This window comes from Fimbriimonadales bacterium, assembly GCA_035559795.1.
In the GTDB taxonomy this organism is placed as follows: Bacteria; Armatimonadota; Fimbriimonadia; order Fimbriimonadales; family ATM1; genus DATMAR01.
The window spans coordinates 93672-108690 of the sequence record DATMAR010000009.1 but is presented as its reverse complement, the minus strand read 5'-3'; the positions used below and the strand labels follow the sequence as shown (position 1 = coordinate 108690).

Here is a 15019-nt window from a genome sequence, read left to right as displayed (position 1 = left end):
AAAAATTTACCTTGACGCCACTCTGCTTTCGACTTGAAGGAATGCCAAAAACTTATTCAAATCTCTCGTGGAGCCCTCGAATCGTTTTATTACGGTGCCGTCCGGTGAAAGGATGACGTAAATTGGCAGAGTCGTGAGGCCGGTCAATCGTATTTGTAATTCTTTGTTCTTTTCGTCGCCCACCCTGTCTGTATACAGTCTTACTAAAACGAAATTTCGAAATTGGGAAAGAACTTCGGGTTTCGTGAACATGTTCTTTTCCATCCATCGGCAGTTCGTGCAAGTAACCCCTGTGAAATCGATGAGAATGTTTTTGCCTTCTTTTTTCGCCATCGTTAAGGCTTGGTCATAATCGGTGAGCCATTCGGTCGTTCTATCCGGTGGCAAAAAGGCTTCCCATTCGCCGAGTTGTTTTCCTCCGATTCCTGCCATGAAATAACCTGCTACTGTGAGCGTTATCACTCCAACAGAAATTCGTCCCCATCCACGGACGTCTTTTGAGGTTTCTGTAGGAAATCGCAGCCATCCGAGCATATATAACCCTGCAATCGAGAGGATAACCACCCACACCGCCAAAAAAACCGGACGCGGCATAAACCATGTACCCCATACCAAGTCTGCATTGGATAAGAATTTAACCGCGGCGACGAGTTCGATGAAGCCCATATAAACTTTCACGGATTCCATCCACCCCCCCGATTTAGGCATTTTCGCTACGTAATGCGGAAAAATCGCTAAAAAGAAAAAGGGCAATGCGAATGCGAAACTAAAAGCGAGCATCCCCACCAAAGGATAGAAGTATTCACCTGTCGCTGCCTGTGCAAAAATCGTACCGACGAATGCGAGAGTGCAAGTGAAAGATGTGAGGGTAAACGCCAAACCCATGAAAAACGGTCCGGCGAGACCTCCACGTTTGCCGGCGAAATACAAACGCGATACGAGCCAATTCGGAAGGCGAATTTCGTAAACCCCGAAAAGATTGAGTGCAAGCAGAATGAAAAGAAGGGCGAGCGCGAGGTTGGTGATGGGATGCGTTGCGAAATCCGTGATTTTCGTCCCTCCGAAAACAGCGGAAACGAACACTCCCAAACCGGTAAACGTAGCGATGATTCCCAAACAATAACTCGTAGCCGCGAGAAGAAGCGATTTCCCCCCCTCTCCTCTTTTTGAGAAGTAACTCACGGTAATAGGAATCATGGGAAAAACGCACGGGGTAGCCAATGCTCCGAGCCCTGCTAAAAAGGAAAGCAAAATATACGCGAGTAAACCTCTGTTTTTCGCATGTTCGATATCGCTGGAGGATGCGTCACCGGAAGATTCTTTGTTTTCGTTTTCAGTTTTAATAACCGGGTGAGTCTCGACGGATAAAATTTCTTTTCGCGGTTTCGGTGACTGCAAATGCGAAGGGCGTGCTTTTCCGGGAGAAACTTTGAAATTCAATTTAATATTCGTCGTCTGGGGGGGGGTACAAGTAGTTTCGCTACATGCCATCCATCGAATCGTTAGATTGACGACGCCTTTCCCTTTGGTATTTTGTTTTAATTTTATAGGGATATAAAAAGCCCCTTTTCCTTCATGCCATTGTACGTTGACTTCGAAATTCGGATCGAAGGATTTCTTCGGCTTCGATTCGAGAATATTTCCTTTGATGACGACTGCAGAATCCGAACTCACGGAGAAAGAAGTCGGTAAAGGACCGCCTTTTTGGGAAAGTGAATAGATATGCCATTCCGGACGGATTTCCGCGCTTACATAGAGAGCAGCGCCTTCTCCTGCACGAACATCTTTCGGCTCAATCCAAACTTTCCAAGTAACGTATTCGCCCTTTTCGATCGCCTGTTGTTCGCTCGATTGTGCGAAACCAAAAGAAATTGCAACGATCGCTATGAGGAAAGTAGTGATGCTTTTCGAAAGGTAGAACACGTTTCGCTTTCTTTTAACACGATTCGCGTGGAAATAACTCCAATTTTTCATAAACGATATTCAGACGTCGATTGCCTTGCCTGTTGCACCGCTCTCGAAGGCCGATTCGATAATACGAAGGGCTAAACGAACCTGTTCCGGTTTTACTGCTAGTTCTTCGCCTTCCAAGAGATGACGGGAAACATTGCGATAAAAAGCATGCCAATCCGTTTTCTCTACCGGGAGATTGAGCTCCCCTTCCAAACCGCATAACTCGCCTTTCACCGTAGCAGTGTGCCAATCCTTCATGAGAAGCGCGGCCTTCTCACCACGAATGAGCCATCGAGGGCGAGAATAGTGGCTAATGCATCCAACGTCGAATTGCGCCATAACCCCATTATCGAAGGTAACTACGACAGTCGCGTGGGTCTCGATATCTACGGGATGACCTCCATAATGCAGGGTGGCGAAAACAGTTTTCGGCTTCGCTGGGTGAGCCAGTTGAACGATTTGGTCACTCAAATGCGCTCCCCAATCGTAAAGCATTCCTCCTCCTTTGGCTTTTTCTCCACGCCAACCCGGAGGACACCACCAACCGTTTACACATGACTCAATCGAAAAAACCTTTCCGAGTGTGTTCGTTTCCAAAACTTTTCTCACCGTCAAGTAATCCCCATCCCAACGTCTGTTTTGATAGACGGTAAGCATCTTCCCTGCCTCGTTTGCAGCCCGAATCATCTCGTCTGCTTCTTGAGTATTTAGGCACATGACCTTCTCGGTAATTACGTGCTTCCCTGCTTTGCTCGCCGCGATGCTCAGAGGAGCATGAGTATGATGGGGAGTTACGAGCACCACCAAATCCACTTTTGGGTCAGCGAGCATATCTTCGTAGGTTTCATAGACGAATATGCCTTCTTGCTCGACCCTTGCCGCCTCTCTGCGTTCGGGAAGGATGTCATAAACACCATAAAGGGATAAACCTGGAGTCTTTCGAACTTGCTCGGCATGGTGTTTGCCCATATCGAACTGGGCTCCATAACCTACGATTCCGACACGAATACTCATAAAAGGGGATTCAAAAGGATTGTACCGTTAGAAATTGTTTTCATTTTGGGGTATGATAGGTTTTGTTGCCCTTGCTATGGGTCGCCGTTGTACAGAGTGGTTCGTAAGAACCTTTGTGTAGAACGGCCATCTACGCAGGGCGACAAGGAAACTAAAGCAATAAAGAATGAGGCTTTTATAGGCGGGATGCCGTTACTAAAAGAGAAAAAAGCAGAAATACTCCGAAAATACGCAAAGTCGGAAAAGGACACAGGTTCTGCCGAAGTGCAAATCGCTCTGCTCACAGCGCGGATTGAGCAGATTACGGAACACCTCAAGGTTCACAAGAAAGACCGCCACTCTCGACTCGGTCTTCTCAAACTCGTAGGCCAAAGAAGACGCCTCGAGCAATATCTGATGAGCAAAGACATCGAACGCTATCGCTCATTAGTGCAAGAACTCGGCATACGCGAACAAAAGCCTCAATAAGGAGGCAACATGATTCAAACAATTTCCTTCAATCTCGGGGGGAAAGACCTCTCGATAGAAACCGGGCGCGTCGCTAAGCAAGCGAATGGTTCAGTTCTCGTCGGAATGGGCGACACGATCATCCTCGCTACCGCGGTGATGAGCCATGAGCCACGAGAAGGTCTCGACTTTTTCCCTCTGACTTGCGACTACGAAGAACGTCGTTATGCAGTCGGAAAGATACCGGGGGGGTTCAATAAACGGGGGGGTAGACCCAGCGAAAAAGCAATTCTCGTTTCTCGCTTGATGGACCGTCCCATCCGCCCTCTGTTTCCGAAAGGGTTGCGACATGACGTTCAATGCATCGCGATGCCCATAGCCGTAGACCAAAACTATCCGCCGGATGTGCTCGCAGTCAATGCAGTATCCGCCGCGTTAATGATTAGCGATATTCCTTGGAACGGACCAATCGGCGCGGTTCGCATCGGCAAATCGAACGGCAGTTTCGTTTTATTCCCGAATGTTCAAGAAGTCGAAGAAGGGGAATTGGATTTAATTCTCGCCGGAACGAAAGAAAAAATCATTATGGTGGAATGCGGTGCTAAAGAAGTAAAAGAAAGCGAAATTATCGAGGCGATGGAATTCGGACATCAATACATTAAAACAATATGTGAAGAATTAGAAAAATTCAGAGAAATCGCAGGAAAAGAAAAACGCGCAGTAACGCTATTCGAAATAGAACCCGAAGTCATAGAAACCATTCGAAGAGAATCCGGAGAAGAAATTCGCGAGGCCATTCAAAACCCCGACAAAACAGTGCGTGAAAGTGCTCTATCAGATTTATTGCGAGAACTCGTTCAGCGCTATTCCACAACGATTTACGCAGATGATCCTCAAAAGCAACTCCAATTACCGGAAGCGATAGATAAAGTCATTCAGGAAAACGTACGCGAATTGGTGTTGAAGAAAAAACTTCGTCCAGACGGACGCGGACCGAGAGATATCCGCCCGATAACGATCGAACCTGGTCTCCTTCCCAAAGTGCATGGCTCTGGTTTATTTACCCGTGGACAGACACAAGTTCTTTCCGTCGTAACTTTAGGGACGCCCGACCAGGCGCAAATCCTCGATGGATTAGAAGAAATCGACCGAAAATCGTTTATGCATTTTTATAATTTCCCACCGTATTCGGTCGGTGAGGTACGACCTATGCGCGGACCTGGACGTCGTGAAATCGGTCATGGCGCACTGGCAGAACGAGCCCTCAAAACCGTGCTTCCACCGAGTGAAGAATTTCCCTACACAACGATGGTCGTCAGCGAGGTTTTAGAATCAAATGGTTCGACGAGCATGGCAAGCGTTTGCTCTTCGAGTGTTGCGCTTTTGGATTGCGGTGTTTCGATTAAAGCTCCCGTTGCCGGAATCGCAATGGGATTGATGACCGATGGAGAGCAATATATCACTCTAACTGATATTCAAGGAATGGAAGATTTCTGCGGAGATATGGATTTCAAAGTCGCAGGCACTCGCGAGGGAATCACAGCGATGCAATTAGATTGTAAAATCGCAGGAATTCCCATTTCCATTTTGAAAGAAGCGCTCGAACAAGCGCGAGAAGCGCGCTTTTACATCCTCGATAAGATTGATGAAGCTGTTCCTGAACGACGCAAAGAACTCAACCCGAATGCACCTCGACTCGTCGTCATCCAAATCAACCCCAACAAAATTGGAGAAGTCATCGGTCCGAGTGGAAAAGTCATCAAACGTATCATCGCTGAAACCGACACCGAAATAGATGTCGAACAAGATGGAAGAGTTTATATTTTAGGAAAAGACACTGCCGCAATCGAAAGCGCTAAGCGCATGATCGAAGGACTCGTGAAAGTCCCAGAAATTGGCGATGAATATGTCGGGCCAGTAACTCGTTTGATGAGCAAAGGCGTAATGGTCGAATTTCTTCCCGGAAGAGAAGGAATGGTTCCTATCGAGCACCTTTCTTCGAGACCCATTCGCAGAGCAGAAGAAGTTGTCAAAGTAGGCGATATTCTTCGTGTGAAGGTTCTCGAGGTGGATTCTTTAGGAAGGGTTAATTTAACCGCTTTGGGTCTTCCACAAGAAGTAGAAACACTAAAGGAAAACGTCGAAGCAGATGCATCGGCTGTCGTCCGAAGCCGCGATAAAGGATACGAACGTGGCGAAAGACCGAGACATCCCCGCGATGGCTATGGAAGAACAAGAAGAGGAGAAAGAGAGCAAGAAAGCCGACGAGAAGAGCAAAGACCACAGTTCCGACGTCGCTCTTCAGAAGAAGAACATCCTCGCAGAGAGCGAGATTCTGAGAGTGGGACTAGCGCTCGATTTCGCCCTAAACGATAAGATTCAATTCACTACTTGTACATATTTGGCAATTTACTACCTGCCCTGCTTGTTCAACGCTTTTTTAATGCGCCCATTTCAATCGGCAACCCGAAACCTTATGCCATAAAGAAATAGTTTTTGATTAGTAGAAATTAATTTTATGATAGGTCAAAATGTGCCTATGAAAAAACTCATATTCTCTTCGTCTTTTTTGCTTTTTATCTCTTCATTTTCTTTTGCCCATCTTCGATATTTCACGTTCACCTATGATTGGTTCACTCCTGTAAAAGGAGAGCGAGAACTCGAGCTTTGGTGGACGCAGCGAGAAGGAGGGACTGTCACTGGTCTTATCGAGTTCGAGTATGGGATTACAGACAAATACGTGATAGCTCCCTATTTGATTTTCGAACGAGAGGAAGGAGAAATGGAATTGATTGGATGGAAAGTCGAACAACGTTATGCTATCGGGGAATTCGAGTTCAATCGCATTTTGCCCGCCCTCTATTTCGAAGTCGAACGAGAAGAAGACGAATACAAACTCGAAGCGAAGGCAATAGGTTCTTATCTTCCCTCAGAGGGAAATTTCGTGATTTCCGCGAACCTCATCGCTGAAAAAGAACTGGAGGGGGATTCGGAAATCGAATGGGGTTATGCAATGGGACTAGCACGTGAATTCGAAAACGGCTTGTCTTTAGGGGTCGAGTTTTTCGGTGATTGGGAAAGTAATAGGCATTACTATGGCCCAGTCGCAGCATGGAAAATTCGAGCAGGCACGAAGCTTTTAGCGACGGGGGGGCTTCCTTCTAATGGAGGTCCTGCTCTTTTTAGGTTGCTATTCGAGCACGAGTTTTAAAATTGTTTGGTCGGACAAGCCTGACCTGGCTGACTTGTCCGACCTCTTATTACTATTCAGGACCTACTTACCTTTCCCGTTCCCATTCACCGGAGCCTGGGAATTATTGTTTTGCAGCGGGTTGTTGTTTGCGTGCGCAGGACCTTCGATAACACGCACGGTAATGAAAATAACGATCTCCGAGCGTCGTTTCGTGTTCGTCGTCCTGCGGAAGAGTTGCCCGATTATCGGAATGTCCATCAAAACAGGAACACCTGAAACTTCTTTTCGATCCTCGTCCGTAATCAATCCGCCGATAGCAATCGTTTCGCCATTCATCACGCGCAAAACGGTTCTCGTCGTTCGCACGGATGTAATCGGAACTTCCCCACCGTTCCCGGTTGGTACGAAACTTTTAATGAACGAGACGGTAGGTTGAACTTCGAGACTGATTGTGTTATCCGCTCCGACTCGAGGAAGCACGTTCAATTTCACGCCGACTTCCTCTTCACCGATTTCCACGGATGGACCTGTTGTTCCAGAAGTAATGGATTTGATATAGCGCACGACGTCGCCGATGAACACCACGCCCTCGCGTCCATCTGTTACTAAAAGATTCGGACGCGAAATCAAATTTCCTTTGCTGAGAAACTTATCGAGCGTGGCAGTAATGTCGAGAGTCGTGCTTCCCGACTTTGCGCCAACTTGAATTTCATTGAAAGGACTTCCATCAGAACCTGCGGGTTGCGAGTTGTTCAAACGAATCAACTTCACAGTACCACCGGAAATTAAATTCCAATCAATTCCCGCTTTCACGATGTCTTCCCTACTCATATCCGCAACACGCGCTTCGATTGCGACTTGTTTTGCGGGAACATCAAGCGTGTGAAGAACTTTGAAAGCTTCATCCACCAATGCCCTCGGGCCGGAGAGGATGAGTTTCATGGGAACTGCAGCCGGTTCTCTATCATCGAAAACAGGAGTGCCAGTAGTACCCACACCAGAAATGGTTTTCGTGGAAGTCGTGTCACCCGCCGTCGCTCCTCCTGTGCCTTCTGCTTTTTGTCCAGGGGGGGCATAACTGAGACCGGAGACGTCTTCAGGTCCCACGACTACGTTCAATGCTTCGAAAGTCATGAGCAACCTGTCGCGTAAGGCGCGCGGGTCGGCATACTTGACTTCATAAACCTCGTAGACGAGTTGGCCTCCGGTAGTCACGCTGTCTAATTTCTCCAAAGTCTCGATGAGACGATTTACATCTGCGGCGCGACCGCTGAGCACGATGGACTGTTCTGCGCGACTGCTTTTCGGAGTCGCCACGACTCGTACGGAGCCGGCTATTGCGCTGATTGCGTTTGCCATATCTTCGGCTTTTCCTCCACGAACGAGGTAGGTCATGGTTACCGGTTTCAAATCAACCTCACCGTTCATGGAGATACCGGACATCTCGGCAAGAGCCGTGTCGAGTTCTGTGATCATCGTAGCCGCTTGTTCGACCCTGCCTCTATCACCGATAAGAATCAGATAGTCTGCGTCACCTTCCAGTGCATTCGCAGAAGGTTTTGGAGTCGCGCCTTGTGCCCCCCCTTGTTGACCCTGATTGCCGTTACCGCTGGGTTGCGCATTCGGGTCTTGCGGTGGAGCTCCACCGGCTCCTCCATTCACGTCCAAAACGCTTCCTCCTCCTAAGAGGCTCGTCGGAGAGGTCGAAGCGCCTTTTTGCGCACTAGCCCCCCCATCTTCCGGTTCGCCTTGTTCCATGGGATGGACGATGCGAAGAGTTTCATTCACAGCGTCTAAGCCCAATGCCTTTATCACAGCGCGTTTGATTTCTCCTGCTTTTCTACTTGCGAGAGGAATGACACGAGTCGTCGTGCTTATCCCGGTAACGCCTTTCTCGTGAACGAGAAGACGCATCAAGAAATCGGGAGTGCCTACGACATACGTGTTTGCAATTTTCGCATAGCGATAGCCAGAGAGCTTTGTCGTGAGGTCCAACGCTTGTTCCAAGTCGACATCTCTCAACGATATGGACATCCTTCCTTGAACATTAGGAGCAGTGACGATATTCGATGCTGTTTGCACTGCCAATGCTTTCAGGATGAAGACAATTTCAGTATCGTAGAAATCGAGTGTAATCCTGGTAGATTTTCTCGGGCTTTTGTTCGCACCTTTGCTCGCATCGCTTGCAGTGATTCGTTGCGTCGTAATCGTGCTTTTCGCTATCGAGTTCTTATTACCTTGCGTTTGTTGCACGTTTTGAATCGTTTTGGGTTGTGTAGGCGAAGCGACACAATCTGGCTTCTGAACAATGAGCCCTTTGATTCCCTTCTCGACAATGGGAGTGTTAATCTGTGGAGCATGTCCCTCGGTAGTAGGAATATTTTTTCTAGTCGATTTTGAGACGGATTGCGATCGTGAGACGGAAATAGGCTTTGCCAAATTTTTTCCATGGGATTGTTTGCCCTGGGATTGCTTATTTCCCTTCGAGTTATTGGTGAGCGCTGCTTCCGCTTGTTTCATCGCGATAGCGTCTTGGATAGCGGATGCTTGGAAATTTTTCTCCTCGACAATCTGCACGACGGGAGCAACCACCGCATTGCCTCTTCCTTGTGAAATGGCATTGACTATGATTTGATAGCCGTTCGGGATCGTCGAAATCGAAGGGGTTTGCTCCGATTGGACGCTGACAACCACACGGGCAATCGGTGGTTTGGTTTTGAATTGCGCAGCCTTAATGAAATCTACGCCACCTCGAGCGACATGTATGCGGAGGGGTTTCGTTTTCAAAACCGCGGAAAAATCATAGACGCAGAATTTACCTTTGTATGCTTTGAAAGGTTTCGGCGACTTTAGGTTTTCACCTGTAACTCGAACGATGCACCCATTTTGCGATGCTTCATACGTAATCGAAGTGATTTTCGATTGCGCGGAAGCGAGAGATGCTGTCGCTACGAGCAAAGAAATTGCGAAGATGTGTTTGATGAAGTTCATCACTGCTTACCTCCCACGGAGAACGTCAAAGTTTTTCCATTGTGTCGCACCGTCACCTTTCCATTACGAATCGCTACGACACGACTATTTTTTTCGACAAAGGAATTGAGCGGAACCATTTTTTGTTGTCCAGAATCGTTTTGAAAAACGGCGACTGGATTCGGTCCTTCCACAATTCCTATCAAAGTGTAAGTAAATTCGTCAGGACTGCGAGCGGGTGCTGACGGAGTCGTAACCGTTCCAGGTTGATTCGGGTCGAATAGAGGAACGGAAGTATTGATATTCGGACGAATCGTTGGACGACGAGTTTCCTTCGGAGGATTGTTCTCTTCCGGTGGGGCGACGACCACATTTCCATCGTCCGATGTCGATGAAGGGTCTTCAGGCAGAGATCCTGTTTGGAAAGGGTCTTTACGAACGAGACCCATTTCAGCATAACGAATTGCTGAATTTTGCGGCTCTTCTTGCGGAAGATCTTTAGGTTCTTTCCTCGCTGTCTGGGAATCCTTCCGTTCTTCCGTTGACGAAGAGGAAGTCCCCATAAACTGCCAAACTCCTACAGCAAGTAAGGCTACAAGAAGCACCGCGACGACGATAATTTTTCGTTTATCTGCTTGCATTCGGGTTTTCTCCCATGTTCGATGAATTATTCGGAATCGTAGTTCTTGTTTCGGATTGAAGATTGGATGAGTTCAGGGGGGAATTCGGTCTCGTCGAGTTTTGTAGCGCGGCTGCAGGATTGAGAATCGTGAAGACGTAAACGCGAATCACGAAAACCGCTTCGAGGGATGAGATTGTTTTTCCGTCTTTGCCCATTTTAGGGTTGATGCTGACGGATTGGACGCCCACGATTTTAGGAAAGTCCTGCAACCTTTGTAGGAAAAGCATTTGATTTTGGAAAGAGCCTTGAGATTTGACTTCGAGGTCTAATTCTTGATAAGGCTTACGCTGAATGGTTTCAGAAGATTTGTTTTCGTCGTCTGATTTCTTCTTTTTCTTGTCGGTGTTCATAGGAAGAGGGCGAACCCCGATGATTTCGAGATTGCAAGATCTTCCTACGGATTCTAATTCTTTGAGAAGGGTTGGGACATAAGCGGCAGTAGAAACTCCTGCCTCGAGATGCTGAAGTTTTTCGAGAGATTCAGCGAGAATCAGTTTTACACGTAGCGCTTTCGCTTGAAGTTGTTGTGCGTTTTGCAAATCGTTTGAAAGTTTTTCGACATTGCTTTGTACACTGCTCATTTTCGTGTATTGCCAATAGCCGAGGGCGGAGGCAGTGACGAAAAGAACGAATGTCAAAACAATGAATGGAGTCGGAGAAGGGAAAGTCTTATTCATGAGGTGGCTCCTGGGTTACTGTTTGTTGCTTGTGTTTTATTTTCGGCAGTTGTGCCGCTATTAGCCAGGAGAGAGACAATTTGATATTCCAGCCCGAGGCCTTGCGATGTTCTGCGTTGGTCGGTGTATTTGAGTGAGACATCCGTAAGGTCAGGGCACTTTTGAAGTCGAAGCATCAATTCACCGATGAGGTCTTGGCTTGCGCTCATGCCGGTGTATTGAATTTCAACGGGTTTGTCATCCTTAGAAGGTGTGCTTCGTAGATTCGTGAGCCATGTGTTTTCTGGCATGACATAACTGATGTGCTCCAGAACCCGATTCCATTGTTGCGTTGCTTGTCTTGCTCTTTCGAGAGTTCGGAGTCTCGGTTCGAGTTCTTTGAGCGCTTGAGAAGCGAGTGCAAGTTGTTCTTTTATCGGTACTAATCTTTCTTCTTGCGCTTTTAGGTCTCTGAGTTCGGAATGCGCGCGTTGTGTTTGGAACCAAAAGAATCCAAAAATCAAACCGCCAAAAACGAACACTGCTCCGGAGGCGGACATCCATTTACGGACTCTTCGTTCCGCATCGCGTTTGATTTGACGTTGTTCTGCAATTAGATTGATTGAAGGCATTGTTAACAACCCCCTTATGCCGCGGCAACCATTTTTTGGGATTTATGCATAGCGAGTCCGAGCGCAACGCCAAAAGCGCACTGCTCGATGTTTTCCGAAGGTTCTTCGAAAGTAAAGTGCGGGTTCATGAAGAAATTCGGTGTAATCACTTGAAGCCCGAGTTTATGGCTGAGGTATTCAGGAAGACCTGTCATCTGACTACTTCCGCCTGTGAGAATCAATTGAGAAGGTTTTTTATCCCGCGTATCCCCCTGCTGGGATTGATAATAGTTAATCGAGCGCCTAATTTCACGAATCAATTCGTCAATTAAAGGCTGCACGACTCTAAGGGGGGGGTTTTCCATAGGTCCTTGCGTATCTATGAGTGGACGCAAATCGAGCACGAGCTTGCCTTGTGTCGCTTCTTCATAAGATAGTTTGAAATAGGATTGAAGGGCGTTGGTCAGCGCTTCGCCAGCCATAGGAATCGAACGCGTGAGAGCGAACTTCCCCCCGTCTACCACGCTAACGTCTGTTATTTGTCCTCCGATATCCACTAAAACGAAGGGTCCTGTAGGTTGGAAATCCGAGTCTGCTTCGACGAATGCTCGGTAAGATGCAAAGGCTTCGATGTCTACAATATCGACTTCGAGCCCAGCAGATTCAGCAGCGGCAATTCTTCCTTCGACGATGTCTTTCGGTGATGCGACAATGAGTACGTCCATTTGTCCATCGCTCGAATTCCCGATGATTTCACATTCGACATAAGAATCCTCTACGGAAGAGGGAACGTAGCGCGCCGCTTCGAAACGAAGAGATTTTCGAAGAGCCGCTTCGGGCATTTGCGGCATTTTCACCGTTCGCACGATCACGGTGGGTCCTGCCACGGCGAGATGTGCGGTGTTTGCATCTGTTCTCGCTTGTCTCAAAAGTTGCCGGATTGCATCAGCAGTTGCATCGATATCCACTACAACCGAATCCTGGACCGCATTTTGAGGAGTCGGGATGGAATGCATCGTTTGGATTAGGTATCCCGTCGAAGTGGGTTCGACCTGCGCGATTTTAATGTTCGAATGGCCAATGTCGAGCCCGATTCGCTTTTGTGCTTTGAAAAAGTTAAGCGGCATTGACATCCTCCTCCTTATCATCGCGACTTATTTCGTTACTACTGCCATGAAGGTTTGTTTCAGTCTTGCCGTGAAGTGTTTGGAGGGTTATCCATTCGTCTACCGCATATCTTGCAAATCTCCATTGGCCATCGATCATAAACGCAGGGATTTCCCCAGACTCTGCGAGGTGAAGCAGCGTTTGTGATGGAATGCGAAGATGCTGTGCCGCTTCTCGAAGCGTCATAACGGTGTGTGCGCCTTGGAGAATTCCTCTGAGCATCATATGCATTTGCTCTGGGGAAAGGAAGAGCTCGAGACGAACGACGCTGCCTCCGGAGTTTGCTACGACAGGAGTAACAGGTTCAGGAGTTGTATCTTTTGTATTCATGGTTGTAATTTCCGTTGTTGTAGTTTCCGTTTCGGTGACTGGACTAGGAGTGAATTCTGTGTTTTGGCGTGTGAAATCTTCGGGAACCGTGTTTTTGTTTTTTCCCGATTGCGCTTGTTTTTGCGCCAGTCGAATTGCGTCAACGAGGTGCATGATTTATGCTGCCTTTCTTGTTTCGCTACTTAGATCGTTCTTACTTCCGAGTTCGTTATCTTCACAAAGGATGGAATGCATCGTAAAGCCATCGATTCGTTTTAGGTTCTGGACGAATCCAACAAGAAGGGCATTATCGGCTGCCTGACTGATCAGTCGTGGTGTCCCCCCCGTGACTTTGTGAATTTCGAAAATGGCATCGGGTGTAAATGGAATTTGTTCTGCTGTGTATCCTGCGGTCCTAAGTCGAAATTCGATCATTGCGCCTGTTTCTTGAATATCCAATTGCTGGAGGGCATAGCGAACTGCGATTCTTTGATTCAAAGCAGGAACCTTTTCGATTTTCTTCTTCAATTCCAATTGCCCTAACAGAACGAGGCTGACGAGGAACTGGTCGTTCATTTGGCAGTTAAGGAGAAGACGAAGTTCTTCCAAAGTTGCGGAAGAGCGAATAAGGTGTGCTTCGTCTATAAGAACAATCACCCGTTTCCCCCTGCAGTAATTGTCGAGGAGATGGGAATGAAGTTGTTGAACTAAAACTTGTCGGTTGCGTGATGTGGGCTCGATCCCCAGTTGTGAAAGGATTTCTCCCAGCATTTGCGTAGGAGTGAGAATGGGGTTCACGATGAGAACGAACTGGTACGCGAGTGGGTCAATCATTTCTATCAATTTGCGGCTAATCGTGGTTTTTCCTAATCCGATGTCGCCACAGAGCATCGCCGCTCCCTTATTCCTGGTAATCGCGTAATGAAGCATCATAAGGGCATCCTCGTGAGCGCGGCTCAGATATAAAAAACGAGGATCCGGCGTAAGACTGAAAGGTGGTTCTTGTAATCCCCAATAGGCTTCGTACATTAGGTTTATCCTTTGCGGGCGGGAAGCCCAGGTAGAGTTTCGGATGAAATCCCACCAACCTGTAGGGTTGGATGAAGTTTGAATGGGAGAAAATCAGAGAAAAAAACTTTCACGACGTCTATTAGTCGCGGATTACATCGCTCCTACAAACACTTTTTATCGGGCTTACGCCACTCCTATATCTATCGCGGCTTATGCCGCTCCTACAACAAGGGCTTTGCACACACTCGATATTCCATAATTTAGAAAAAGTCTCAACAACCGGAGCCTCGAAAGTGTGACGGAAAATTTATGAAAAAATCGTGGAACCCTTCCCCGAATTATGATGAAAGACCCCGGGACGCGGTTATAGATACGATTGTTCTCCATGCGACGGTTTTCGATTCCCTCGAGGAAACGATTGAACATTTTTCAAAACCTGAATCCAAAGTTTCCGCTCATTACACGATTGACCGCGATGGCACCACCGTGCAGCACGTAGAGGAAAGCAAGCGCGCATGGCATGCTGGGGTTTCGGAGATGCCCGACGGACGAAAAAATGTAAATGATTTCTCCATCGGCATCGAACTCGTGAATAAAAATAGCGGCTTCGATGTTTATCCTTCTCCTCAAATTACAGCCTTGAAATTTTTAGTAGAAGAGATTATTTCGCGGCACCCGATTCGTAACATCGTAACCCACGCCCAAATCGCACGACCCTTGGGAAGAAAAGACGACCCTAAGGGTTTCCCGTCTGAAATCCTGCAAAGTCTCTTAGGAAAAACAAATCGCTAAACGCCGATTATCTATTTAGATGATTCGGGAAGGTGTTCACGCGACACCCATTCTTGCAGGTGATATTGACAGGGTCGAATACAAAGCGAATGTGGAACATAAATACGACGGGTAGAGGGTTTTCTTTGGGATTATTTTTTAAACAAGGGCATTGCATCCGCTGGAGCGACGTAAGCGCTAGCTCGTCGCCTTCCGCATGCTATCGATTTTTCAC

The 15019-nt window shown here is 47.4% G+C and carries 13 protein-coding genes; 4 read left to right on the top strand and 9 right to left on the bottom strand.

The window, feature by feature from the left end:
* Nucleotides 1–6 precede the first annotated feature (6 nt).
* Together VNK96_06035 and VNK96_06030 are read right to left on the bottom strand one after the other, a co-directional pair.
* The gene (locus VNK96_06035; protein ID HWP31265.1) at nucleotides 7–1923 is read right to left on the bottom strand and encodes a cytochrome c biogenesis protein CcdA; all 1917 of its coding nucleotides are present in this window, start codon (nucleotides 1921–1923) and stop codon (nucleotides 7–9) included.
* Nucleotides 1924–1983: 60 nt separating this feature from the next.
* Nucleotides 1984–2967 (bottom strand): Gfo/Idh/MocA family oxidoreductase, encoded by a 984-nt coding sequence (locus VNK96_06030; GenBank protein ID HWP31264.1) that lies wholly within the window; start codon nucleotides 2965–2967, stop codon nucleotides 1984–1986.
* 186 nt (nucleotides 2968–3153) lie between these two features.
* Between VNK96_06030 and rpsO the strand changes: the two genes are divergently transcribed.
* From rpsO to VNK96_06015, 3 genes are all read left to right on the top strand, one after another.
* Entirely contained in the window at nucleotides 3154–3435 is a 282-nt protein-coding gene (rpsO, locus tag VNK96_06025; GenBank protein ID HWP31263.1) for a 30S ribosomal protein S15, read from the top strand.
* A 9-nt stretch (nucleotides 3436–3444) separates the two neighbouring features.
* Nucleotides 3445–5790 carry a polyribonucleotide nucleotidyltransferase gene (locus tag VNK96_06020; GenBank protein HWP31262.1) on the top strand — a complete coding sequence of 782 codons (2346 nt, stop codon included), beginning with the start codon at nucleotides 3445–3447 and terminating at the stop codon, nucleotides 5788–5790.
* A 163-nt stretch (nucleotides 5791–5953) separates the two neighbouring features.
* Nucleotides 5954–6625, top strand: a complete 672-nt coding sequence (locus VNK96_06015) for a hypothetical protein (GenBank protein ID HWP31261.1) — start codon at nucleotides 5954–5956, stop codon at nucleotides 6623–6625.
* A gap of 63 nt (nucleotides 6626–6688) precedes the next feature.
* Here the strand turns inward: VNK96_06015 and VNK96_06010 are convergent, their stop codons facing one another.
* From VNK96_06010 to VNK96_05980, 7 genes are read right to left on the bottom strand one after another with little or no spacing between them, the layout of a single operon-like run.
* Nucleotides 6689–9598, bottom strand: a complete 2910-nt coding sequence (locus VNK96_06010) for a hypothetical protein (GenBank protein ID HWP31260.1) — start codon at nucleotides 9596–9598, stop codon at nucleotides 6689–6691.
* Nucleotides 9598–10218 carry a hypothetical protein gene (locus VNK96_06005; protein HWP31259.1) on the bottom strand — a complete coding sequence of 207 codons (621 nt, stop codon included), beginning with the start codon at nucleotides 10216–10218 and terminating at the stop codon, nucleotides 9598–9600. The genes VNK96_06010 and VNK96_06005 overlap by 1 nt, the downstream gene beginning before the upstream one ends.
* Entirely contained in the window at nucleotides 10205–10936 is a 732-nt protein-coding gene (gene pilO / locus VNK96_06000) for a type 4a pilus biogenesis protein PilO (protein ID HWP31258.1), read from the bottom strand. Before pilO ends, VNK96_06005 begins: the two co-directional genes overlap by 14 nt.
* Entirely contained in the window at nucleotides 10933–11547 is a 615-nt protein-coding gene (locus VNK96_05995) for a PilN domain-containing protein (protein HWP31257.1), read from the bottom strand. Before VNK96_05995 ends, pilO begins: the two co-directional genes overlap by 4 nt.
* A gap of 14 nt (nucleotides 11548–11561) precedes the next feature.
* Nucleotides 11562–12653, bottom strand: a complete 1092-nt coding sequence (gene pilM / locus VNK96_05990; protein ID HWP31256.1) for a type IV pilus assembly protein PilM — start codon at nucleotides 12651–12653, stop codon at nucleotides 11562–11564.
* Entirely contained in the window at nucleotides 12643–13176 is a 534-nt protein-coding gene (locus VNK96_05985; protein ID HWP31255.1) for a helix-turn-helix domain-containing protein, read from the bottom strand. Before VNK96_05985 ends, pilM begins: the two co-directional genes overlap by 11 nt.
* 3 nt (nucleotides 13177–13179) lie before the next feature.
* The gene (locus VNK96_05980) at nucleotides 13180–14031 is read right to left on the bottom strand and encodes an AAA family ATPase (protein ID HWP31254.1); all 852 of its coding nucleotides are present in this window, start codon (nucleotides 14029–14031) and stop codon (nucleotides 13180–13182) included.
* 291 nt (nucleotides 14032–14322) lie between these two features.
* Between VNK96_05980 and VNK96_05975 the strand changes: the two genes are divergently transcribed.
* Entirely contained in the window at nucleotides 14323–14805 is a 483-nt protein-coding gene (locus VNK96_05975; protein HWP31253.1) for an N-acetylmuramoyl-L-alanine amidase, read from the top strand.
* Nucleotides 14806–15019: the final 214 nt, after the last annotated feature.

What these genes read in the sequence shown, in the direction of transcription:
- VNK96_05995 (HWP31257.1), bottom strand. Translation starts at nt 11,547, where the DNA reads ATGCCTTCAATCAATCTAATTGCAGAACAACGTCAAATCAAACGCGAT.
- VNK96_06005 (HWP31259.1), bottom strand. Translation starts at nt 10,218, where the DNA reads ATGCAAGCAGATAAACGAAAAATTATCGTCGTCGCGGTGCTTCTTGTA.
- VNK96_05980 (HWP31254.1), bottom strand. Translation starts at nt 14,031, where the DNA reads ATGTACGAAGCCTATTGGGGATTACAAGAACCACCTTTCAGTCTTACG.
- VNK96_06015 (HWP31261.1), top strand. Translation starts at nt 5,954, where the DNA reads ATGAAAAAACTCATATTCTCTTCGTCTTTTTTGCTTTTTATCTCTTCA.
- VNK96_05975 (HWP31253.1), top strand. Translation starts at nt 14,323, where the DNA reads ATGAAAAAATCGTGGAACCCTTCCCCGAATTATGATGAAAGACCCCGG.
- pilM (HWP31256.1), bottom strand. Translation starts at nt 12,653, where the DNA reads ATGCCGCTTAACTTTTTCAAAGCACAAAAGCGAATCGGGCTCGACATT.
- rpsO (HWP31263.1), top strand. Translation starts at nt 3,154, where the DNA reads ATGCCGTTACTAAAAGAGAAAAAAGCAGAAATACTCCGAAAATACGCA.
- pilO (HWP31258.1), bottom strand. Translation starts at nt 10,936, where the DNA reads ATGAATAAGACTTTCCCTTCTCCGACTCCATTCATTGTTTTGACATTC.
- VNK96_05985 (HWP31255.1), bottom strand. Translation starts at nt 13,176, where the DNA reads ATGCACCTCGTTGACGCAATTCGACTGGCGCAAAAACAAGCGCAATCG.
- VNK96_06010 (HWP31260.1), bottom strand. Translation starts at nt 9,598, where the DNA reads ATGAACTTCATCAAACACATCTTCGCAATTTCTTTGCTCGTAGCGACA.
- VNK96_06030 (HWP31264.1), bottom strand. Translation starts at nt 2,967, where the DNA reads ATGAGTATTCGTGTCGGAATCGTAGGTTATGGAGCCCAGTTCGATATG.
- VNK96_06020 (HWP31262.1), top strand. Translation starts at nt 3,445, where the DNA reads ATGATTCAAACAATTTCCTTCAATCTCGGGGGGAAAGACCTCTCGATA.